Here is a 22,029-nt window from a genome sequence, read left to right on the forward strand (position 1 = left end):
GTTATCACAGATTTTTCTCAACCAGAGAAACAAAGTTCTCTATCTCGCTCTGGCGCATCTTCATGCTGACTGTATTCACGATGAGTCTTGCGGAAATGGGGCAGATGTTGTCCTCGATTATCTCAAGACCGTTCTCTTTCAGTGTAGTACCTGTCTCGACGATATCAACTATACCGTCAGCCAGTTCAAGCAGGGGTGCAAGTTCAACAGAACCCTCTATCTTGATGATATCAACGTCCATTCCCTTGCTCTCAAAATGTTTTCTTGTGATATTGGGGTACTTGGTCGCAAGAGTCTTGACATTGTATCCGCCGTAGAAGCTCTGACCTTTTTTGGTGGCAAGTGCGAAACGGCATCTGCCGAAGCCCAGGTCTATCAGCTCATAGAACTTGCCTTCCATCTCCTGTATTGTATCCTTGCCAACAACGCCCATATCGCAGACGCCGTGTTCAACGTATGTAATTACATCATTGGCTTTTGCAAGCACAACTTCAAGGTTGCCGTCAGGCACGGGAAGTATCAGCTTTCTGCCCTTTTCTCTGATAGAAGTACAGTCGTAACCTATCTTCTCCAGCAGTCCAACAGTATCCTTTTCAAGTCTGCCCTTGGTAAGAGCTATCCTCAAAGGTTTATTCATTTTTCTAACTCCTCTCAAATGCTCTTATATATTGTTTTCGGTGATCTCTTCACCTACGGTGATAACTTTCTTTATGCCCTTGCTCTTTGCATACTCAACTGTCTCTTCATAGGAATTGAACAGCGAATGTTCAAGCTTGCAGCCCTCACGTACCAGCTTCTGAGCATAAGACATAGCCTCAACAACATAGCCCTTTTCGCCGAAGATAACAGCGTCAACAGGCTTGCCTGCAGGATTTGCTCCGATGCGCTCCAGATGCAGTGCTACGGAATCAACATTCACACCGAAGCCAACAGCGGGAAGCTCCTTGCCGAAAGAACCGATAAGGTTATCATATCTTCCACCTTTGAGTACGGACTGTCCCACCTCGGAAAGATAACCCTTGAATACGATGCCTGTATAGTAATCGGTATGGCTTACGATACCAAGGTCAACTGATATCTTGCCCTCGTAGCCAAGACTTGAAAGGCGGTTGAAGACCTTTCTCAGGTTATAAAGTATACCTGTTATCTTGTCGTTTGCATAGATATCGCTTGCCTTATCAAGAACTTCGATACCGCCAAAAAGGCTGGGCAGCTGTTTCAGTGCGCGTGTGATCTCATTATCGCCTATCTCATCCAGCAGGTCATTGAGAGCTGGGAAATTCTTGGAGGAAATGAGAAGCCTTATCTCCTCGATAATGTCCTCGTCAACATTCAGCTGAGCGACGAGCTCTTTAAAATAGCCGATATGACCTATCTCAAGGCGGAAATTTTCCTTATCGAAGCTTGCAAGCGCTTCAACAGCGGTGCAAAGAACTTCAAGGTCTGCACGCTTTACGTTATCGCCGCCGATAAGCTCTATACCTGCCTGAACAACTTCATCGGAACGGCCTTTCAGCAGAGCATTGTTTGAGAAAACACTCTGGTTGTAATAAAGTCTCAGAGGTGAATCTGCATCTTTAAGTCTTGTTGCCGCAAGTCTCGCTATCGGTATAGTGGAATCGGGACGAAGAACTATAAGTCTGCCCTTGGAATCTGTCAGCTTGTAAAGGCTCTCCTGTCTGAAATTTCTTGTACTTCCGCTGAAAGCGTCATAAAATTCAATACCGGGAGTAACTACTTCGCTGTAACCGAAGCCCTCAAAAAGTGCTGCCAAGGTCTTCTCCACCTCGCGCCTTGCAAGGCAGTCTTCAAACAAAAGGTCTCTGGTACCCTCGGGGGTTATAAGATCATATCTTTTCATACTATCTTTCCTTTATAATGATTTTTTATAGTTTCGTCAATAAATTCCATTTGTTCATCGGTATGGAACCAATGCTCGCCGCCCTTCATTATGCTGAGTTCGGCTGATATTCTTTCGGCAAAACCCTTGACCGTATCATGAGAAGTAAGAGCATCGCAATCGCCGTAAATTATATGAGTGGGGATATCCCACTTTATCGGGTGTTTACGCACATAGCAGAGGTATTCCCATGAAAGGGTCTCACCGAATTTGGTGGGTATCTCTTTCCTGTCACAAAGTTCCTGCTCAGTAATATTCTCCCACTTCATCATATCGGTTATCAGCTTTTCCATATCCACTATCGGAGATATGAAAAATGCCTGCGATATTTTTTTATCGTAAAGCGAAGCCATCGAAAAATAAGCACCGATACTGTTGGCTATCAGGATAACTTCGTCGCAGTTTCTAGTTTGCTCGTCAAAGTATGCCGGAAATTCTTTCTCTGCTTCCCACGGAGTCTGCGACTTATAATCAAAGCCCACAACATCATAACCCGTAAAAAGAGGTTTGTAATGCACAGCTTCATCAGCAGTGCCGCCTTTGCCGTGGATATAGATCACTTGCTTATTCATTATGGTCTTTCCTTTGAATTGCGTTTTATCGTAGTAAAGTGCTAACATAGTATCATATTATCAACATGATATATTTTAGCATACTGACAAAGATTTGTCAACCGATTTGTGCAAATATGCAAGAAATTAATTTGTAAATTATATATGAACGCAAACATTATTTTTAAGCGGAATGAAGCGTCCTTAATATACGCGAAGTCTGCCCCCTGCAAAGCAAAGAGCAGCTCCGTAACATTTAAAAATTGAATAGAGACATCTGGCTTGATTTCGGCAGATCACCAAAAGCACCGATGTTTTCAAGTGCTTCAATGACTGTTTTGGAAATACCGCTGTTCATCTGGAATTCCTCTATGGAAATGAAATCGTTCTTCTTTGCCTTTTCGTAAATAGCAAGCGCCGCGTTAAGACCTACGCCGTTTATGGCAACGAAGGGCAGTCTAATCTTGCCGTCCTCAATCTCATAGATGTATGCGTGAGACTTGTTGATGTCTATGGGCAGGAATTCGTATCCTCGGGACATCATCTCGTTGGTGAGCATCAGCATATCAAGTACGCCGCTGTCCTTGCCGGAACGTTCGTCCTTTGACATATTATTGAGCCTGTCGATCTTGTCGCGCACCATATATATACCTTTAAGAGTAGTCTCTGCGTCAAAATCCTCACCGCGGACAGTAAAGTATGTAGCGTAGAAAGCCAGAGGTTCGTGTACCTTGAACCAGCAAAGTCTTATAGCGGCTGTAACGTATGCCGCCGCATGGGCTTTCGGGAACATGTACTTTATCTTCAGACAGCTGTCTATGTACCACTCGGGAACATCATGCGCTCTCATATCCTGCTTCATTTCTTCTGTCAGAAGTTTTGGTGCTTTACCCTTACGGGTTATCTCCATAATCTTGAAAGCAAGCTTTGGTTCAAGGTGATGTTCCAGCAGGTAAACCATGATACTGTCACGGGTACCGATAACGTTGGATATATCGCAGGTACCATTTTTGATGAGTTCCTGAGCATTGCCCAGCCAAACGTCCGTACCGTGGGATAGTCCCGATATCTGCAAAAGGTCTGAGAAGTTCTTGGGCTTGGATTCAAGCAGCATTCCTCTTACGAAAGGTGTACCCATCTCGGGTATGCCGAGAGTACCTGTTTCGCACTTGATATCTTCCGCGGTAACGCCCAGTGAATCGGGCGATGTGAACAGCGAATATACAGCAGGATCCGACATTGGGCAGTCATTGATGTTCATATGTGTAAAATCCTCAAGGTATTTATACATTGTAGGAACATCGTGACCGAGTTCGTCAAGTTTTAGTATAGTATCATGGAGCGAATGGAAGTCGAAGTGAGTGGTGACCATGTCGGAATCCACCTTATCAGCAGGGTGCTGAACGGGTGTGAAGTCGTAAACTTCGTAATCACCCGGGATAACGACCATTCCTCCGGGGTGCTGAGAAGTTGTTCTCTTAACATCGACACAGCCGTTGACCAGTCGCTGTATCTCGGCAGCATTAGCGGTCTTGCCGCGTTCATCGAGGTATTTTCGCACGTAGCCGTAAGCGGTCTTATCCGCTACAGTACCAATAGTTCCTGCCTTGAACACGTGATCCTGACCGAAGAGTTCTTCGGTATACTTATGTACCTTGCCCTGACAGTCACCCGAAAAGTTTAGGTCAATATCAGGAGCTTTATCGCCGTCGAAACCAAGGAACGTTTCAAAGGGTATCTTATGGCCGTCACGGTGCATAGGTATGCCGCAGTTAGGGCAGTCCTTCGGGGGCAGGTCGAAGCCCGAGCCATATTCACCGTTTTCAAAGAACTCGGAATAATGGCACTTGCGGCAGATGTAATGTGGTTCAAGAGGATTGACCTCCGATATACCAGACATTGAAGCAACGAAAGAGGAACCAACAGAACCACGGGAACCTACCTGATAGCCGCATTCGTTGGAATAAGCAACCAGTTTCTGGGATATCATGTACAGCACCGAGAATCCGTGCTTTATGATGGAGTCCAGTTCACGTTTAAGGCGCTTGAAGACCAGCGGATGAACGTGTTCCTCGAAATATGCGGAAACGTCAACGTCCTCACCCTCGGGGACTTCTATTGACATGGGGTCGCAGTCACCGTAAAGCTCACAGGCTTTACGCCAGCAGATTATCTGAAGTTCATACACAGCACCCTCGATAAAAGGTGTGTATGTACCCACAGGGAAAGCCTGCAGGTCTGCATCTATCATGTCTGCCACGTTATTTGTGTTTGTTACAACTACTTCAAAAGCCTTATCTTCACCGAGATATGAAAGTTCTTCCAGCATCTGTGTAGTGGATTTCAGATACAGCGGTGCCTGATTATCGCAGTCAGAAAAGCCCATTGAAGCCTGTATTATTGCCCTGAACTTTGCATCCTCTTTATTAAGGAAATGAACGTCGCCGGTAGCGCATACGGGTATGCCCAGGTCCTCGCCAAGCTTCACTATGAAACGGTTTATGTCCTTAACGTCCTCGACAGTCTTTATCCTGTCATAAGGAGGTTTTTCAGCAGTAAGCATGAACATATTATTGCCGTCGGGCTGTATCTCAAGATAGTCATAAAAAGCGGCTATCTGCTTTATGTATTCGTAAGGTTTGTTTTCAAGGTAAGCCTGAATGACCTCTCCCCTCTCGCAGGCACTGCCAACTATAAGACCCTCACGAAGTTTTGTCAGCTCGCTTTTGGGTATACGGGGACGGCGCTTGAAGTATTTGAGGTTGGAGTCCGATATAAGCTTATAAAGGTTTTTCAGACCGATATTGTTCCGTACAAGTATTATCTGATGATAAACGTCTTTAGTTTCGGTAATGGAATCAAGTTCACCCAAAAGACCGTTGAGCATATCAACGGTTATCAGCACAAGTGGATACTGGGCCATCAGCATTTTGGAAAGTTCAATGAATATATGTCCAAGAACCTCGGCATCGTCACAGCCGCGGTGATGCTGAAAATCTCCGTAACCGAAATGCTCGGCAACGTAGTTGAGCTTGTGCCTTTCAAGCTGAGGGAGCATGAGCTGTGACATTGGGACGGTATCTACGCTTGAAAAGTTGAAATCTATACCGAGCCTTTCGCAGGTATTCCTGATAAATCCCGTATCAAATGGGGCATTGTGTGCCACAAGACAGGGAGAATCTCCGCAGAAAGCAATAAACGCATCTATAGCAGTCCTTATATCAGCCTGACCTTTGAGCATATCATCGGTGATGTTTGTCAGGTTTGATATGAACTCGGTGAGGGGTACTTCGGGGTCAACAAGCATATCGAACTTGTCAACTATCTCAAGGTTTCTCAGCTTAACAGCTCCGATCTCGATGATCTTATCTTCCTTAGCGTTTGTACCTGTTGTTTCAAGGTCGAAGCATATTATCTCATCGGTAAGTTCACGCTTATCAACACCTGCAAATATCCTTGCATCGTTATTGACCTCGTAAGCTTCGACACCGTAGAGTATTTTAAATTCCTGTCCCGACTTGCGTATATCCGAACATTTAGTACCCGCAGCAGGGAATCCCTGAACAACACCGTGATCTGTTATAGCCAGAGCCTTATGCCCCCAGCCGGCAGCCTTTGCAACCAACTTTTCAGGAGCTGCAAGGGCATCCATCATGGACATATTGGTATGGCAGTGAAGCTCTACTCGCTTTGATTCGGATGTATCCTTTTCCTTTTCGCGGCCTACAAGCATTATATCATCCGCCATGAAATAGATGTTATGGTCGAAATCATCCTCTTCGATCTTTCCGCGTGCGATGATGGTTGAACCTTTTTTCATTTTTCCAAGCATGGATTCAAGATGATCTCTGGTAAGTTTAATAAACTTGCCTTTCTTGGTCGAACCTATCATCTTCATCATGCAAGAGGATTCATAGTCGGTGAAATATACAGTAGCGATAAGACTGCCGTTTTTAGTTTCTTTCGTTTCAACCTGGAAAATATCTCCCCATACAGTAACAACATCGTTAAAGTGTTCAAGTGACGAAGAATCGTTTGGCAGACTGGCCATGCTGTAAACACGGCTCTCGGACTGTATGGGGCCGCCTTTGAGCACGGTAGCACCCTCGCCAAGGAGATGAAGACTTGTAAAATCAACATCGACAGTTCTGAACTCAGTAACTGCATCACCTGAACCGCCGCCATTATTGTTCTTGGCAGCTGCTGCTTTTTCTTCATAAGCTTTTATATCAGGCATAGGCATAGACTCAAAGAACTCTTTCTGCGCCTGTTCGTACTGCTCCATATCATTTGAAAGAACGCCTTCAAAAGATATTTCTGCAGGTGTTGAGAAAAGTTCTGTGACGAGCCTTGTAAACACGGTATATATCCCTGCTTTTTTCATAAGCTCAAAACCGCCGTGCTTTAATGTAACAGTGAAGGTCTTTCCGTCAAATGAAGATTCAGCATCATCAAGAAAGCCGTTCACAAAAGGAAAACGGCTCTTCATGAATTTACACAGTTCACTGAAATAAGCGGCACTAAGCTTATCCGGAGTAAAACGAGGATAAAGCTCAAAATTACAGCAGAGTGCGTTTCTCATGCGCTGCTCAAACTGTGAAACCGAATCAAAAGGAACTGTATTTTCAAATGATGCAACGCATTCAAGGTCTTTCATATCCTCTGAGAAGATCAGCCTGAGTATTTTTCCCTCAGATATCTCAGCAGATATCGAATCTGTATATTCTTCAAAATATTCACCTATCGTATGTGTAGCCATTTGAAAACCGTCCTATCTTATAACTTCTCTATTTCGTCCATGAGTGCCTGAAGAGCCTTGTCCTCAGATACTGTATAGAGCTTTTCGCCGTGTGCAAATATGACAGCCTTGCCATCACCGCCTGCGATGCCGATATCAGCTTCGCCCGCTTCTCCTATACCATTCACGACACAGCCCATCACTGCAACTTTGATATCCTTATGGATATCCTTGGTAAGTTCCTCTACCTTCTTGGCAAGACCGATAAGGTCTATCCTCGTCCTGCCGCAGGTAGGACATGATACTATCTGCACTCCGCTGCCTCTGCCAATTGCTTTGAGTATATCCTTAGCGGCATATATCTCCTTTTCGGGTGAGTCTGTCAGTGATACCCTTATGGTTTCACCTATGCCGTCGACCAGCAGAGAACCGATACCAATTGAGGATTTTATCAGACCCATTCGCTCGGTGCCCGCTTCCGTCACACCTAAGTGCAGAGGATAACTTACAAGCTCGGAAAGTTTGCGATAAGCTTCTATCATTATATTAACATCCGATGATTTAAGCGAAATGACGATATCACCGAAATCACACTGTTCAAGAATACTAACGTGACCCATAGCACTTTCTACAAGTGCATCAGCACATGGCGAACCGTATTTTGCAAGCAGATCCTTTTCAAGCGAACCGCCGTTAACTCCGATCCTTATGGGGATATGCTTTTCGGTGCATTTTTTTACTACTGCCTTAACTTTTTCCATATCGCCGATATTGCCGGGATTAATACGTATCTTGTCGATACCTGCATCAGCTGCGGCAAGTGCCAGTTTATAGTCAAAGTGTATATCCGCTACAAGAGGGATATTTATCTTTTCCTTTATAGCAGGGATAAGCGCCACAGCATCCATATTCGGGATAGCCGCACGTACTATCTCGCAGCCGGCTTTTTCAAGGCTTACTGCCTGTGCCACAGAACCCTCGATATCAGTCGAAGGCACATTCAGCATTGATTGTATATAAATATGCTTGCCGTCAAGTGTAAGGTTACCTACCTTGACAGGTCTGACGTTTCTCATTTCAACGCTCTCCTTTTTAATTTAACCATTTTGCCAGCAGTTCATCGACCTTCGTTCTGCCGTGGAGTGCATCGCGCCACTTACAGGGATACCGTTATGGCGGAATACTATATCTTCAAGAAACTTATCGGAAAAGTTTTCTGTTCAGAATGACCTATCTCCCTAAAGCAGTACTCCGATATATGACCTATGAAATCCATGGGGAGACGATCACTTGATCCCCGACCGGCAGACCAAAGATGCCGACTTTAAATTTGTCTGCATCTTTCATATCATACTAACTTTGTTATATCGCTGACAGTAATAACTACCATGAGCAAAAGCAAAGCAGCCATACCTATGGTATGCACCATACCTTCTTTCTCGGGAGGTACAGGCTTTCTGCGGATAGCTTCAAGTAACAGGAATATAAATCTGCCGCCGTCAAGTGCAGGCAGAGGCAGGATATTAAAGACACCTACATTTATCGATATGAACGAAGAGAAATAAAGTATGGAATACATCAGACTCTTCCAGTTGATCTTTCCGGTTTTTTCATCACGCTCACTGTCTATTACATCCCCGATAGAATCTACGATACCAACAGGGCCGCTCATATCTTTCAACGAGTATTTTCCTCTTATTATATCAGCAAGAGATATATAGATCAGCCTTGCATCGGTAGCTGTCTGTTTGAAAGCCTGAGTAACCACAGAACCTGCGGTAACTTCTTGGGGCTCTACCCAGAAATCGTAGTGGATACTCATCTGTCCTTCTTCGTTAACAGATGTCGCAAGCTTGACATCTTTCAGGCTGACACGCTTGCCGTTTCTTACTACGACCATATCGTAAACACCGTCATCGTCGGTGCTGAATTTGTAGGACATATCAGTCGAGGTGAATATCCTCATTCCGTTTATAGCGATTATCTTGTCATCAACTTTAAGTCCTGTCTGTTGACTGACTGCTTTATCTTCAAATTTTGATATGGTCGTTGTAGCTATAGCATCACTCATACAAGTCTGTACCATGATGAGTATCAGACCAAGTATAAGATTCATGCATACGCCTGCAACAACGATTATCATCCTTCTCCAAACTGCTTTCTGACAGAATGCTTTTCCGTCAGCACTTTCGGTGTCCTCACCCTCCATGGCGCAGTATCCGCCTATAGGAAAAATCCTGAGCGCGTAAAGAGTTTCTCCCTTTTTCTTTTTGAACAGTGCCGGGCCCATGCCGATAGCAAACTCGTTCACCTTTACACCATTCGCCTTTGCAGCGATAAAATGTCCAAATTCATGGATAGTTATTATCAAACTGAAAATTACAACTGCTACGATTATACTCATCAGAATTGCCTTTCTATTATTCTCTTTGAAACGTATTCCCTTGCAGCTCTGTCAGCTTCAAGGATATCATCAACACTATGTATATCTTTATTTTCTGTATTACCGAGAACTTCCTCAACAAGTTCTCCTATACCAAGGAAGCTTATCTTTCCGTCAAGAAAAGCAGCAACTGCCTGTTCGTTGGCACCGTTGACTGCTGCAGGAAGAATCCCACCTGCCGTTACTGCTTTGATGCAGGCAGTAAGGCACTTAAAAGTTTCGTAATCAGGCTTTGAAAATGTCAGCTTACCATAATCCGTCAAGGATAGATGCTTTACATCACAATGTACCCTATTCGGATAAAGCAGAGCGTACTGTATCGGTATTTTCATATCCGGAACGCCTAGCTGAGCTATAACGGAATTATCCTCAAACTCCACCGCAGAATGTATAACGCTTTCGCGGTGAACAACTATCTCTATCTGCTCGGGACGAAGATCAAAAAGCCACATAGCCTCAATAAATTCCAGGCCCTTGTTCATCAGTGTGGCAGAATCTATAGTTATCTTACTGCCCATAGACCAGTTAGGGTGATCAAGCGCCTGTTCAACTGTAACATCATGAAGATCATCGATAGTCTTTCCGAAGAACGGCCCGCCCGACGCTGTAAGGATAATTCCCTTGACAGTATTCATACTGTTACCCTGTAATGCCTGAAATATAGCCGAATGTTCACTGTCAACAGGATAGATCTTTACACCTTTTTCCTTAGCGGCATTAATTACAAGCTTACCGCCTGCAACAAGAGTCTCCTTATTTGCAAGGGCAATATCCGTACCGTGTTCTATAGCTGTAAGAGTAGGCACAAGACCAACCATACCCACCACGGAATTAAGCATTATATCAACGCCGTCAAGTGAAGCGATAGTCTTCAGACCTTCCATGCCCGTCAGCAAAGTGACGTTTCTGCCTGCCAGACAGCTTTTCAGTTGATCAAGCTTTTTTTCATCAAAAATACAAGCATACTCCGCACCGAATTTAACGACCTGTTCTGCCAGCAGCTTTGCATTTGAATGTGCTGCCAAGGCTTTTACCTTGATAGAGTGTTCCTCACATACTTCCAGCGCCTGAGTACCGATCGAACCTGTTGAACCTAATATACTGATAGTTTTCATAAATAAGACCTCTGTAAAAAACGTTCAAAAGGGGTAAGCCATTCAGACCTGCCCCTTGACCGTTATATATTTGTACCTACTATAAGCACGCCCTGTGAAGCAAGGTAGCAAATGAACGGAACTACCAGCAAAGCGCTGTCAAATCTGTCCATAACACCGCCGTGTCCCGGCATTATATTTCCGTAGTCCTTGATACCCGTCTGACGCTTTATCATAGATGCTGTAAGATCTCCTACCAACCCTATAATAGCTGATACCATACCTGCAGCAAAGACCACGATGTAATTTACCTTGAACCCGGGATTTACCAGATCAAAAACAAGACTGGTGATCACAAGTATAAGACCATTGGTTATAACACCGCCCACAAGACCTTCAAGGGTTTTGTTAGGGCTGATCTCAGGCCACGGATGATGTACTTCCCTGCCGGTTTTGTTAAAGAAAGTTCCGACGAAATACGCACCGCTGTCAGCAAGCCAAGCCGCCGCAAGGGATATAACCATCAGGTAGACCTGTGCTCTTCCTTTTGCGCCGTCTGCCACATTGAAAGGAATATCATCGTCCTGTGCCAGCTTTATAAGTGTTCCAAAAGCGTAGCTTATCAGTACAGTAGTACCCAGCATACCGAAAAAATCTGTAAACCCGAGAGTTTTATGATCCTTAAGATACAGTATGCACATAGTCAGTACAAAAATACCAAGATAGCACCTGTAACTGAAAAAATAAAGTGTATGCATCCTGAAAATAAAATAAGGTACTATCGCATCTATTGCCGCAAAAGCCATACAAGCGATATTCTGATACTTGTATTTATCATAACCGACAGCTTTGAACACTTCATAAACTGCCAGCACAGACAGCGCTCCCACAGCAAGATTTATCAAAAAAGTTGAATGCAATGCTACGAGGATGATGGCCGCGACCAGCGCCACCGCAGCAGAGATTATTCGTGTGGACATTAGTTAAATTCCTCCGAATCTTCTGTTTCTTTCGCAAAAATCAAGTATCGCTCTGTCGAAATCAGCATTTTTGAAATCAGGCCAGAGGATATTTGTATAATAGAATTCAGCATAAGCCGCCTGCCATATCATAAAGTTGGACAGCCGTTGCTCACCGCTGGGTCTTATCACAAGATCAAGCGGTGGGATCTCTTCGGTATAAAGGTTACGTTCTATCATATCCTCGGTTATATCTTGAGGATCAAGTTCACCTCGCTTGACCTGTTCAGCAAGCGTTTTAACACTGTGACAGATCTCATCCCTGCCGCCGTAGTTGATGGCAAGCACGAGTGTCATAGCGTCAAAATCCTTTGAAGTCTCCTCGGTATGACGCATTTTTGCCTGAAGTGATGGCTTCAGCTGCGACCTGTCGCCTATGAACCTTATACGGATATTCTCCTCGATAAAATCTTCAACCTCATCGAGGTATTTTTCAAAAAGATCCATTATCGCGTCCACTTCATCTTTCGGACGCTTCCAGTTCTCCGTAGAGAACGCATAGAACGTGATATAATCAATACCCACCGCTTTGGCGTGCTTGGTTATTGAACGGAAATTCTTAGCACCCTCACGATGCCCGAACTTTCTGGGCAGACCACGTTTTTTTGCCCATCTGCCGTTACCGTCCATGATGACCCCCACGTGTACGGGAGGTATGATATTATCACCTAAACAGCTTATTTTCCTAGCCATTAGTCACCTTAGATAGAGAGGATCTCTTTTTCCTTCTCAGCAACGTGACCGTCGATCTCCTTGATGAACTTATCAGTGATCTTCTGGATAGCTTCCTCGCCGTCCTTCTGCTCATCCTCGGTGATCTCGTTGTTCTTCTTCTTAGCCTTGATCTTTTCGATAGCGTCACGTCTGATAGAACGTACAGCTACCTTGGTATCCTCGCCGCCCTTCTTGACGTCCTTAACGATCTCCTTACGTCTGTCTTCTGTCAGCTGAGGGAATATCAGTCTGATAGTCTGACCATCATTCTGGGGATTGATACCGATATCGGAAGCCTGTATAGCCTTCTCGATAGACTTCAGAGTGCTCTTATCCCAGGGTGTGATAACAAGTATCCTTGCTTCTGCAACAGATACAGCAGCCATCTGATTGACGGGAGTAGGAGAACCATAGTAGTCAACCTTAACTTTATCAAGAACGGCAGGGTTAGCTCTGCCTGCTCTTATTGCTGCAAAATCAGAAAGCATAACGTTTACCGACTTCTCCATTTTCTCCTTAGCTTTATTCTTTATTTCCTGCATAACATATCTTCCTTTCGTTATTTATTCAGCTGATACCAGCGTGCCCACATTTTCACCCATGCAGGCATCGAATATATTGTCAGGTCTTGCAAGGTCAAAGACCAGTACGGGAATGTTATTATCCTTGCAAAGCGCTGCAGCGGTAGAATCCATTACCTGAAGACCCTTTTCGAGCACCTCACTGAATGTCAGTGTATCATACTTGACAGCGTCATCATACTTATGTGGATCCTTATCGTAAACGCCGTCTACCATAGTTGCCTTTAAGAATATATCAGCTTCTATCTCAGCAGCTCTCAGTGCAGCAGCTGTATCGGTAGAGAAGAAGGGGTTACCTGTTCCACAGCCGAATATACATACTCTGCCCTTTTCAAAGTGACGCATAGCCTTGTTCCTGATATAAGGCTCAGCCACCTGGGGCATAGAGATAGCAGTCTGAACTCTTACTTCCATACCGCAGTTTTCAAGACCGTCAGCAACAGCAAGTGCATTCATCGCAGTTGCCAGCATACCGATATGGTCAGCTCTTGTTCTGTCCATAGCACCGCTGGAACGTCCTCTCCAGAAGTTACCGCCGCCGACAACTATACCGACCTCAACGCCTGCATCAACGACCCTCTTTATGCTCTTGCCAAAGGTATTGATGATATCATAATCAAGACCCATCTTCTTATCACCGGCGAGAGCTTCACCGCTCAGCTTGAGTAGGATACGCTTATATTTAGCTCCCATAAATAACACTCCTTATCATTCATTTGCACAAAGTGCGCAATCACTCACAATAAAATTATACTATATTTTTCTCCTCTTGTAAAGGGTTTTTACAAATTTCTTAGAAAAAACTGCGGAGAAATTTCGCGTTTCTCCGCAGTTTGTAAATACTTGGTAAACAGTTACATTGTCAAGATCTATCCCTTGACGATCTTTACATAGAAGTTTCTTGTCCTGGGACCATCAAACTCAGCGAAGTATATTCCCTGCCATGTGCCGAGAAGCAAAGTGCCATCCTCGATTATAACAGTTTCTGAAGCACCTACACAGCTTGATCTCAGATGTGCGGCAGAATTTCCTTCCATGTGTTTGAACTGTGGTCTGTCAGGATATGTTTTATCAAGTGCAAAAAGCAGATCGGTCTGAACATCGGGATCAGCATTCTCATTGATAGTAATTGCAGCAGTGGTATGCGGGCAGAAGATAACTGCTATACCACTTTCCACGCCTGATTCATTCAGTGTCTGTCTTACGTAACTGGTAATATTATACAGACCTTCTCTATCAGTCCTGATACTGTATTTTTTTAGCATGATACACCTCCGTCAGCTGAGGAACTGGCTCTCGGTTTCATTCTTTGAAGGTCTGCCCATAAGCTTCTTTATGCTTTCTCCAACAGGCGCACCCTCAAACAATACTTTTGCCAGTTCTTCGGTTATGGGCATCTCTATACCCATTTTCTTGGCAAGATCATAAGCATTCTTTGTGCAGGTATAGCCTTCTACGGTGCCTACCTGTCTTACCGCTTCCGTGGGATCAACTCCCTTACCGATAAGTATGCCTGCACGTCTGTTTCGGCTGTGCATCGAACAACAGGTAACGATAAGATCACCGATACCGCTGAGTCCTGCAAAGGTATCTCTCTTGGCACCCATAGCTATACCGAGCCTTTCGATCTCGCGTATACCGCGTGTCATAAGAGCAGCTTTGGTATTATCGCCCATACCCAAGCCGTCGCATACGCCTGCAGCCAGTGCTATGACATTTTTCAGCGAACCGCCTATCTCGCAGCCCATAACATCGTCATTGACATAAACACGGAAAGTGTTGTTTGAAAGGGTCTGCTGAATAAAATAAGCAGCATCTCTATCCTCGCAAGCGGTGCAGACAGTTGTGGGTATGCCCCTTGCAACCTCCTCTGCATGGGAAGGTCCCGTAAGCACAGCGATAGTATTTTCGGGGAAGCATTCCTTTTCTACCTGTGTCATGGTCTTTAAGCTGCCTGCTTCAAGACCTTTGGCTGTATTAACGATTATAGTGTCTTTGTCGATATATGGTACAGCTTCCTCGCAGACACTTCTGACAAAGTTGGAAGGTATACCGATAATGACCATATCCTTCCCTTTTACAGCTGAGATGTCGGTTGTAAGCTTTATGGTTTTATTTATCAGAACTCCGGGAAGCTTACTTTTGAGTTCTCCTGTTCTGTTTATAGTGTCGATCTCGTCCTGAAATTTACTCCATACTGTTACATCATGTCCTGCGTTGTCGCACATTATTGCAAGAGAAAGTCCGAAGCCTCCCGAACCTAGTATTGTGATATTTGCCATATTTCATACCTCCCGTTATTTTAATATCAAGTATCTATTCTTCAACAAAAAGCTCGTTCCATTTATATACAGATCCTTCTGCAGATATAATGATCACACATTCCTTGTGATATGGTTCATCATCAAACCACAGCCAACATTCAAAAACATAAGACCGATAGCCTTTGTATGCGTACAGAAATTCAAGTTTCATACCGCTATCAAGCATCTGAGAGAATTCAGCAAAGGATATCTCCTCTCTGACAGCTTTTCTTTCGGTATCGGTCTCGGTAAAAATATAGACTGTCAGATCCTGCTCTATATCGTTACTTAAAGTTTTGAAACCGACCTCTGATCTGCCTGTGTAACACAGCTTTTTATGGAAATTATATGCATTTCTTTCTGTAACATAAAAGCCGTCCGCAAAGGTAAAGGTCAGTACACCACAATCGAAGGATATTTTTTCTGCTCGGCTGTCGTGAAGAGAAATGCTGTTATCGTCGTTAGTATGCGAATATTTATACATAATACATCCCCTTCGTCTATGTCCGATATTATATCCCACGTGCGTGAAAATCATGTGTTAGTAAAAAGAATAATTACAGCAAACGGCAAAGACCGCAGGATCTGCGAGCGATCTTTGCCGAAAAGTGATGCCAGATTAAGCTTCTTTTTTCTTCTGTCCGAACTTATTCTCGGTACCGTTCATAAGTCGTTTGATATTGGCATGATGCAGTGAGATTATAAGTATGCATATCAGCACGCCCATTATAGTATTAGGGATCACTGCGTAATCATCCTTATAAACAAAGTTCTGCAAAATGAAAGTGAATGTAGGATAAGCGATGGATGCAAATATCGAACCTACAGACACATACCTTGTTGCCGCAAGCAATACTCCGAATACAACAAGTGCACACAAACAAGTCAAAGGATCAATGGCAAGAAGCGTAGTAGCTGCCAGCAGTACGCCTTTTCCTCCATGAAATCCGTAGAATATCGGGAAACAATGTCCCAGCATAACAAACAGGCCTGCAAGATATCCAATAAAATGGGGATCATCAAAAAACTCAACGCCCATAAGCTTGTGTACAACAAGACGACATACTACAACTGCGATAACGCCCTTTGCCAGATCACACAACAGTGTAGCCAGCGCAGGACCTTTGCCATAAACACGCAGAACATTGGTAAGACCTGCGTTTTTACTGCCGTAATCACGGATATCCTGTTTTTTCCATAATCTGCATACAATAATGGCAGAGTTAAGGCTGCCCAAAATATACGAAAATAAAACTGTGAATATTATAGCCAAAGCATTCATATTATATTAAGCTCCTGTCGGTCATTTAACATCATCCCTGTCGCGCTCTCTGATCTTGAAAACTATTGGAGTTCCATCAAGTGAGAAAGTCTCACGGATCTGGTTTTCAAGGTAACGCTGATAAGAGAAATGGAAAAGCTCAGCTCTGTTAACAAAGAATACAAATGACGGAGGATTTGTGGAAACCTGTGTCATATAGTATATCTTGAGCCTTCTGCCCTTATCGGAGGGCGGCTGTACGCGCTGTGTAGCATACGCCAGAACTTCATTCAGCTTACCTGTCGCAATACGGACAGAATTCTGTTCCTTGACATAGCGTATCATCTCAAACAACTTATCTATACGAAGACCTGTCTTTGCAGAAACAAAGACAAATGGTACATAGCTCATAAAGCTGAAATCATTTTCCAGCTTTTTGCGGAACTCATTCATGGTCTTGCCGTCTTTTTCAAGAGCATCCCATTTATTTACAGCAACAACGCACGCCTTACCTTTTTCGTGTGCATAGCCTGCCACCTTGCTGTCCTGCTCGGTAAAACCGACAGTGGCATCAATGACGATAACAGCCACATCTGCTCTGTCAACAGCCATATAAGCCCTTAGCACCGAATATTTCTCTACACTTTCAAGCACCTTGGATTTACGTCTGATACCTGCGGTATCAATGAATACGAATTTACCGAACTCATTTTCGATATCGGTATCGGTAGCATCACGGGTAGTACCTGCTATATCAGATACGATAACTCTCTCCTCACCACAGATACGGTTTATCAGCGAAGACTTACCAACATTAGGTTTACCGATAACTGCGACCTTTACAGCCTCTTCATCGTCCTCATCCTCTTCGACATCAGGCAGATATTTCAGAACTTCGTCAAGCATATCACCCGTACCGTGACCGTGAACAGATGATACAGGGAAAGGCTCACCGAGACCAAGATTATAGAACTCATAAAGCTCCATAGGCGGCTCACCCACGTTATCCACCTTATTTACGCAAAGCACAACAGGCTTGCCCGATTTGAGAAGCATCTGAGCGACTTCCATATCAGTAGAAGTCACACCGCTTTTGATATCTGTAACAAGTATGATAACATTTGCCGAAGTTATTGCAAGTTCAGACTGCCTTCTCATCTGAGAAAGTATGATATCATTGGATTCAGGCTCGATACCACCGGTATCCACCAGCATAAATTCCCTGCCCAGCCATTCACACTTACCGTAGATACGATCTCTGGTAACGCCAGGTGTGTCCTCGACTATAGAAAGCCGCTGACCTATAAGTTTATTGAAAAGCGTGGATTTGCCCACATTTGGTCTTCCGACCACTGCTACTACAGGCAGAACCATAACTATCATCTCCTTCCGTTTACTCTAAAACGCATACTCTTAAAATTATAGCATATCTTTATAAAAAAATCAACACCAAAATAAAAGGCAGAGGAAAATAAATTTCCTCTGCCCCGGTCATTCATTGTCAATTAAGACATAAGGTACCAATAGGCTTATGCGTCCTTCTTGATGACCTCAACGCCCTTGTAAAAACCACAGTTCTTGCACACTCTGTGAGGCGAAGTAAGCTCGCCGCAGTTGGAGCATCTGCTCAGTGCAGGCGCTTCAAGCTTCCAAACAGCTGAACGTCTTTTGTCACGTCTAGCCTTGGAGACTTTTCTCTTTGGTACTGCCATTTTGGCACCTCCTCTTCGGTAATAGTAACACCAGTTGTCATATCAGAACAGATCTTTCGGGCAATCACAATCGCCTTCATTCAGATCCTTGCCGCATTTGAAGCATAGACCCTTACAATCCTCTTTGCAGAGGATCTTCGTGGGAAGCTGGAGCAGCAGGTCAGAAATGACCAGTTCATCGAGCTCAAGAACATTATCCTCACAGATAACATACTCATCGTAGTCATCGCGTCCGCTGTGGAGCTGTCTGACAAGTATATGGCTGAGATCGTAACTGTACTCTCGCTCAAACTCTTTAAGACATCTGTCGCAGACCTGTGACAAAGTAAATACTACGCTGAAATCGAGCGTTACCACGCCCGCACGATTCTCGACCCTGCCTTTGACTGCTATAGGTGCTGTAAAATCATAAGACGAATACTCTCCGACCTGTTCGGGTGAGATCTCATAGTCAAACTCTTTGACCTCTCCAACGATATCGAAAAGCTCTTTCAGATGTATTTTCATAGTACACCTCAAACATCACAAACTCCATTATAACCCGAAGTCAGTGATTTGTCAATAGTTTTTTTGAATTTTTTTAGGATAAAATAAAATTTAACAAATTACTTGATGAAAGCCTTTACCTGAGCAGGCAGTTCTTCAACATCAGCAGATACTGTAAATACGATATTGATATCCTTTGCAAGTACAGCGACCTTCTTGATCATTTCACCCAGCTCATCATAGTTTCTGCCGCCTATCTTCAGGATGCCGTCAACAAATATATCCTGTATATCGTGATTGCCAGCCAGCAGACCTGCAACGAAACCATAGAAAGTCTCGAAGCTTGTAATGCCGTAATCCTCAGCATCAACAAGTCTTACACTGTGGGGTATATCGTAAGTGAGCTTCATGCCTCTTTCAATGCATACAACATTACCTGTTGCATTTTCGGCAGCCTTAACAATGGAGTCAACAAGTATCTTAGTCTTGCCTGTACCCTTTTTTCCCGGAATTAAATTAATCATAATAACTCTCCATTCTGCTTAATCAGCATTTATTTTAAACGGCGGTACCATAGCGGCGCCGCCGCATAATTCCTTGATATCAGCCCAGCTTTGCTTCAAGCGCAGCCTTATGATCCTCATAGCCGGGCTTGCCCAGCAGTGCGAACATATTCTTCTTATAACTTTCAACACCGGGCTGGTTGAAGGGATTAACACCCAGCATATAGCCCGAGATAGCACAAGCCTTCTCGAAGAAGTATATCAGTTCACCGAGGTTCTCCTCGTCGATCTTGTCAACATCTATCACCAGATTAGGAACACCGCCCTCGGTATGAGCGAGGATAGTACCCTCAAAAGCCTTCTGGTTAACAACAGACATATTCTGATTAGAAAGGAAGTTCAGACCATCTCTGTTCTCAGCATCCTCTTCAATGAAGAAGTCCTGCTTGGGAGTCTTGATATTCACAACAGTCTCAAACATGAGGTTTGAACCGTCCTGAATGAACTGACCCAGCGAGTGAAGATCGGTGGAGAAAGTAGCAGCAGATGGGAATATACCCTTGCCATCCTTGCCCTCACTCTCTCCGAAGAGCTGCTTGTACCACTCACCCATAAGTGTGAAAGCGGGATCATAGGAAACGAGCATCTCAACGCTCTTACCCTTTCTGTAAAGGATATTTCTTGCAGCAGCGTACTTATAGCAATCGTTGCCGTCATCATTAGCATACTTCTTCTGAGCATTCTGTGCGCCCTTCATCAGTGCATCTATATCGCAGCCTGCAACAGCGATAGGCAGAAGACCAACTGCTGTCAGTACAGAGAATCTTCCTCCTACATCATCAGGAACTACGAAAGTCTCATAGCCCATCTCATCGGAAAGCTCCTTCAGAGTGCCCTTAGCCTTATCGGTAGTAGCGAAGATACGCTCCTTAGCACCGTCCTTGCCATACTTATCTTCAAGAAGCTTCTTGAATACTCTGAAAGCAAGAGCAGGCTCGGTGGTAGTGCCGGACTTGGAAATAACATTAACTGCTACATCCTTGCCCTCGCAGATGCTCAGTACCTCGTTGAGGTAAGTAGCGCTTATATTGTTGCCGACAAAATAGATGTCGGGAGTATCCTTCTTCAGATTATTATAGAAGGGCGACTTCAGCAGCTCGATAGCAGCTCTTGCGCCGAGGTAGGAACCACCGATACCGATAACGATAAGCACATCAGCCATATCCTTTATCTTAGCAGCAGCAGCCTTGATCCTTGCGAACTCATCCTTATCGTAATCGGTAGGGAGCTCGACCCAGCCCAGGAAATCGTTGCCGGGGCCATTCTTGGCAGCAAGTGTGTTGTGAGCAGCAGTTACAGCAGGAGCGATAGCATCGAACTCATGATCTGCAACAAAGCCCTCAAGATATTTTGTTCTCAATGTAAGTGACATTATGATCAGCCTTTCTAAATAAATTGCTTTAATTTATTATACAATATTTTTTATGACTTTGCAAGTAATTTCAGGTAGACTTGTCACTTTTGTGCAATACTAACAAACTCAGCTTTAAATTTTTATCAGGTATAGTAATAATTTTTCCAAGCAAAATTTAAAGCTTTTTTGCTTGACAGCATTGTTTGTCACCAGTTGTGCGGTATAGATCGTCTCAGTTCCGTTCCTGCATATAAGTTTTCCGCAGATCTGACCCATCTCAACGGGCGCGGTGAGGATATCTTCTTTTTCAAAAGAGATATCAATACTGCCGGATGATCCGCTAGGAACTGCCACAGGAAAAAGCTCTCCAAATGTTACGGGAACGCTGTTTTTCTCTCCGCCTTCGACAGGTATATCATCCAGCATATCCTCCGAGATTTCGGGAGTATACAGTGAATACATATCAAAGCTCATATCCAGAAGCTTTTGGGCGATATCATCACACATAGACCGGTCTGTACACCCCAGAACAACAACCGCCACCTCCATGTCCCCTCGGCTTGCAGTTACAACAGAGCACTCTCCTGCTGCCGATGATGAACAGGCTTTCATTCCGGAGATACCTTTGTATGTTCTCACCAGACGGTTCAGATTTACAAGTTCCGCTTTGCCGCTGCGCACACGGTCTATCCAGGTTTTAAAATAGTCTGTAAGTATATCATACTTTACAAGTTCAGAAGCCAGTTTTGCTGTATCTGCCGCATCAGCGACAGTTCTGCTGTCAAGTCCGCAAACATCTGCATATTCAGTCAGTTTCATGTCAAGCAGCTTCGCTTTACGGTTCATCTGTGTTACAGCATTATCTGTTGAACCAAAGATATGTTCAGCGAGAGCCACTGCTGCATCATTAGCATTTCCAATCGTTATCGCTTTCAACAGTTCCTCAGCGCTTATCTTTTCATTTTTGTCAAGCCATATCTGAGGTGCAGGCATTGAATTTGCATTTGCTGATACAGTTACAGTATCCGTCAGTGACAGTTCTCCGCTTTTAAGTTTCTCTGCTGCAAGAAGTACGAGCATAAGTTTTGCAAGGTGAGATATCTCAGTTTTTTCACAGGAATTTTTTTCAAACAATACCTGCCCCGTATTGCATTCAACAGCAATTATCTCCCTGGCAGGCATGGCATAGAGCATATCTTCGACAGAGACTTTTTCAGCAAAAGAGCATTCTGACATCATGCACCCTGATAAGATCAAACATAAGATGAATACAAATAATTTTCTGAAAATTGCCATAGAAAGTCCTCCTT

Annotated in this window: 21 protein-coding genes; all 21 read right to left on the minus strand. The window is 44.1% G+C overall.

Annotated features, from left to right (window positions below; all coding sequences use genetic code 11):
- Window positions 1-4 precede the first annotated feature (4 nt).
- The 21 genes from hisG to RUMAL_RS10830 all read right to left on the minus strand — a co-directional run bounded on the left by hisG (window position 5) and on the right by RUMAL_RS10830 (window position 22,015).
- Window positions 5-637: an ATP phosphoribosyltransferase gene (hisG, locus tag RUMAL_RS10730; RefSeq protein WP_013498764.1), complete on the minus strand. Its 633-nt coding sequence runs from the start codon at window positions 635-637 to the stop codon at window positions 5-7.
- A 24-nt stretch (window positions 638-661) separates the two neighbouring features.
- On the minus strand, window positions 662-1,861 hold the full coding sequence (gene hisZ / locus RUMAL_RS10735) for an ATP phosphoribosyltransferase regulatory subunit (RefSeq protein WP_013498765.1): 1,200 nt from the start codon (window positions 1,859-1,861) through the stop codon (window positions 662-664).
- Window positions 1,858-2,472: an alpha/beta hydrolase gene (locus RUMAL_RS10740; protein ID WP_013498766.1), complete on the minus strand. Its 615-nt coding sequence runs from the start codon at window positions 2,470-2,472 to the stop codon at window positions 1,858-1,860. Before RUMAL_RS10740 ends, hisZ begins: the two co-directional genes overlap by 4 nt.
- A gap of 235 nt (window positions 2,473-2,707) precedes the next feature.
- Entirely contained in the window at window positions 2,708-7,210 is a 4,503-nt protein-coding gene (locus tag RUMAL_RS10745; RefSeq protein ID WP_013498767.1) for a PolC-type DNA polymerase III, read from the minus strand.
- A gap of 17 nt (window positions 7,211-7,227) precedes the next feature.
- On the minus strand, window positions 7,228-8,265 hold the full coding sequence (ispG, locus tag RUMAL_RS10750; protein WP_013498768.1) for a flavodoxin-dependent (E)-4-hydroxy-3-methylbut-2-enyl-diphosphate synthase: 1,038 nt from the start codon (window positions 8,263-8,265) through the stop codon (window positions 7,228-7,230).
- 272 nt (window positions 8,266-8,537) lie between these two features.
- On the minus strand, window positions 8,538-9,593 hold the full coding sequence (locus RUMAL_RS10755; RefSeq protein ID WP_013498769.1) for a M50 family metallopeptidase: 1,056 nt from the start codon (window positions 9,591-9,593) through the stop codon (window positions 8,538-8,540).
- Window positions 9,593-10,747: a 1-deoxy-D-xylulose-5-phosphate reductoisomerase gene (locus RUMAL_RS10760; protein WP_013498770.1), complete on the minus strand. Its 1,155-nt coding sequence runs from the start codon at window positions 10,745-10,747 to the stop codon at window positions 9,593-9,595. The genes RUMAL_RS10755 and RUMAL_RS10760 overlap by 1 nt, the downstream gene beginning before the upstream one ends.
- A 62-nt stretch (window positions 10,748-10,809) precedes the next feature.
- Window positions 10,810-11,706: a phosphatidate cytidylyltransferase gene (locus tag RUMAL_RS10765; protein WP_013498771.1), complete on the minus strand. Its 897-nt coding sequence runs from the start codon at window positions 11,704-11,706 to the stop codon at window positions 10,810-10,812.
- A gap of 3 nt (window positions 11,707-11,709) precedes the next feature.
- A complete protein-coding gene (locus RUMAL_RS10770) occupies window positions 11,710-12,438 on the minus strand; it encodes an isoprenyl transferase (protein WP_013498772.1) in 729 nt (242 codons plus the stop codon).
- 8 nt (window positions 12,439-12,446) lie between these two features.
- A complete protein-coding gene (gene frr / locus RUMAL_RS10775) occupies window positions 12,447-13,001 on the minus strand; it encodes a ribosome recycling factor (RefSeq protein ID WP_013498773.1) in 555 nt (184 codons plus the stop codon).
- A 21-nt stretch (window positions 13,002-13,022) separates the two neighbouring features.
- On the minus strand, window positions 13,023-13,733 hold the full coding sequence (pyrH, locus tag RUMAL_RS10780; RefSeq protein WP_013498774.1) for a UMP kinase: 711 nt from the start codon (window positions 13,731-13,733) through the stop codon (window positions 13,023-13,025).
- Window positions 13,734-13,909: 176 nt separating this feature from the next.
- Window positions 13,910-14,305: a secondary thiamine-phosphate synthase enzyme YjbQ gene (locus RUMAL_RS10785; protein ID WP_013498775.1), complete on the minus strand. Its 396-nt coding sequence runs from the start codon at window positions 14,303-14,305 to the stop codon at window positions 13,910-13,912.
- Window positions 14,306-14,317: 12 nt separating this feature from the next.
- Window positions 14,318-15,322 carry an NAD(P)H-dependent glycerol-3-phosphate dehydrogenase gene (locus RUMAL_RS10790; protein ID WP_013498776.1) on the minus strand — a complete coding sequence of 335 codons (1,005 nt, stop codon included), beginning with the start codon at window positions 15,320-15,322 and terminating at the stop codon, window positions 14,318-14,320.
- Window positions 15,323-15,356: 34 nt separating this feature from the next.
- The gene (locus tag RUMAL_RS10795) at window positions 15,357-15,827 is read right to left on the minus strand and encodes a hypothetical protein (protein ID WP_013498777.1); all 471 of its coding nucleotides are present in this window, start codon (window positions 15,825-15,827) and stop codon (window positions 15,357-15,359) included.
- A 135-nt stretch (window positions 15,828-15,962) separates the two neighbouring features.
- Window positions 15,963-16,625, minus strand: coding sequence for a glycerol-3-phosphate 1-O-acyltransferase PlsY (gene plsY / locus RUMAL_RS10800; protein WP_013498778.1), 663 nt, complete (start codon window positions 16,623-16,625; stop codon window positions 15,963-15,965).
- 21 nt (window positions 16,626-16,646) lie between these two features.
- On the minus strand, window positions 16,647-17,978 hold the full coding sequence (gene der, locus RUMAL_RS10805) for a ribosome biogenesis GTPase Der (protein WP_013498779.1): 1,332 nt from the start codon (window positions 17,976-17,978) through the stop codon (window positions 16,647-16,649).
- 155 nt (window positions 17,979-18,133) lie between these two features.
- Window positions 18,134-18,316 carry a 50S ribosomal protein L32 gene (gene rpmF / locus RUMAL_RS10810; RefSeq protein ID WP_013498780.1) on the minus strand — a complete coding sequence of 61 codons (183 nt, stop codon included), beginning with the start codon at window positions 18,314-18,316 and terminating at the stop codon, window positions 18,134-18,136.
- Window positions 18,317-18,358: 42 nt separating this feature from the next.
- Window positions 18,359-18,823, minus strand: a complete 465-nt coding sequence (locus tag RUMAL_RS10815) for a YceD family protein (protein ID WP_013498781.1) — start codon at window positions 18,821-18,823, stop codon at window positions 18,359-18,361.
- 98 nt (window positions 18,824-18,921) lie between these two features.
- Window positions 18,922-19,326 (minus strand): hypothetical protein, encoded by a 405-nt coding sequence (locus RUMAL_RS10820; protein ID WP_013498782.1) that lies wholly within the window; start codon window positions 19,324-19,326, stop codon window positions 18,922-18,924.
- 79 nt (window positions 19,327-19,405) lie between these two features.
- Window positions 19,406-20,737 (minus strand): glucose-6-phosphate isomerase, encoded by a 1,332-nt coding sequence (locus tag RUMAL_RS10825; protein WP_013498783.1) that lies wholly within the window; start codon window positions 20,735-20,737, stop codon window positions 19,406-19,408.
- A 114-nt stretch (window positions 20,738-20,851) separates the two neighbouring features.
- On the minus strand, window positions 20,852-22,015 hold the full coding sequence (locus tag RUMAL_RS10830; RefSeq protein ID WP_013498784.1) for a D-alanyl-D-alanine carboxypeptidase family protein: 1,164 nt from the start codon (window positions 22,013-22,015) through the stop codon (window positions 20,852-20,854).
- Window positions 22,016-22,029: the final 14 nt, after the last annotated feature.

It is taken from the genome of Ruminococcus albus 7 = DSM 20455 (genome assembly GCF_000179635.2).
Taxonomy (GTDB): Bacteria; Bacillota; Clostridia; order Oscillospirales; family Ruminococcaceae; genus Hominimerdicola; species Hominimerdicola alba.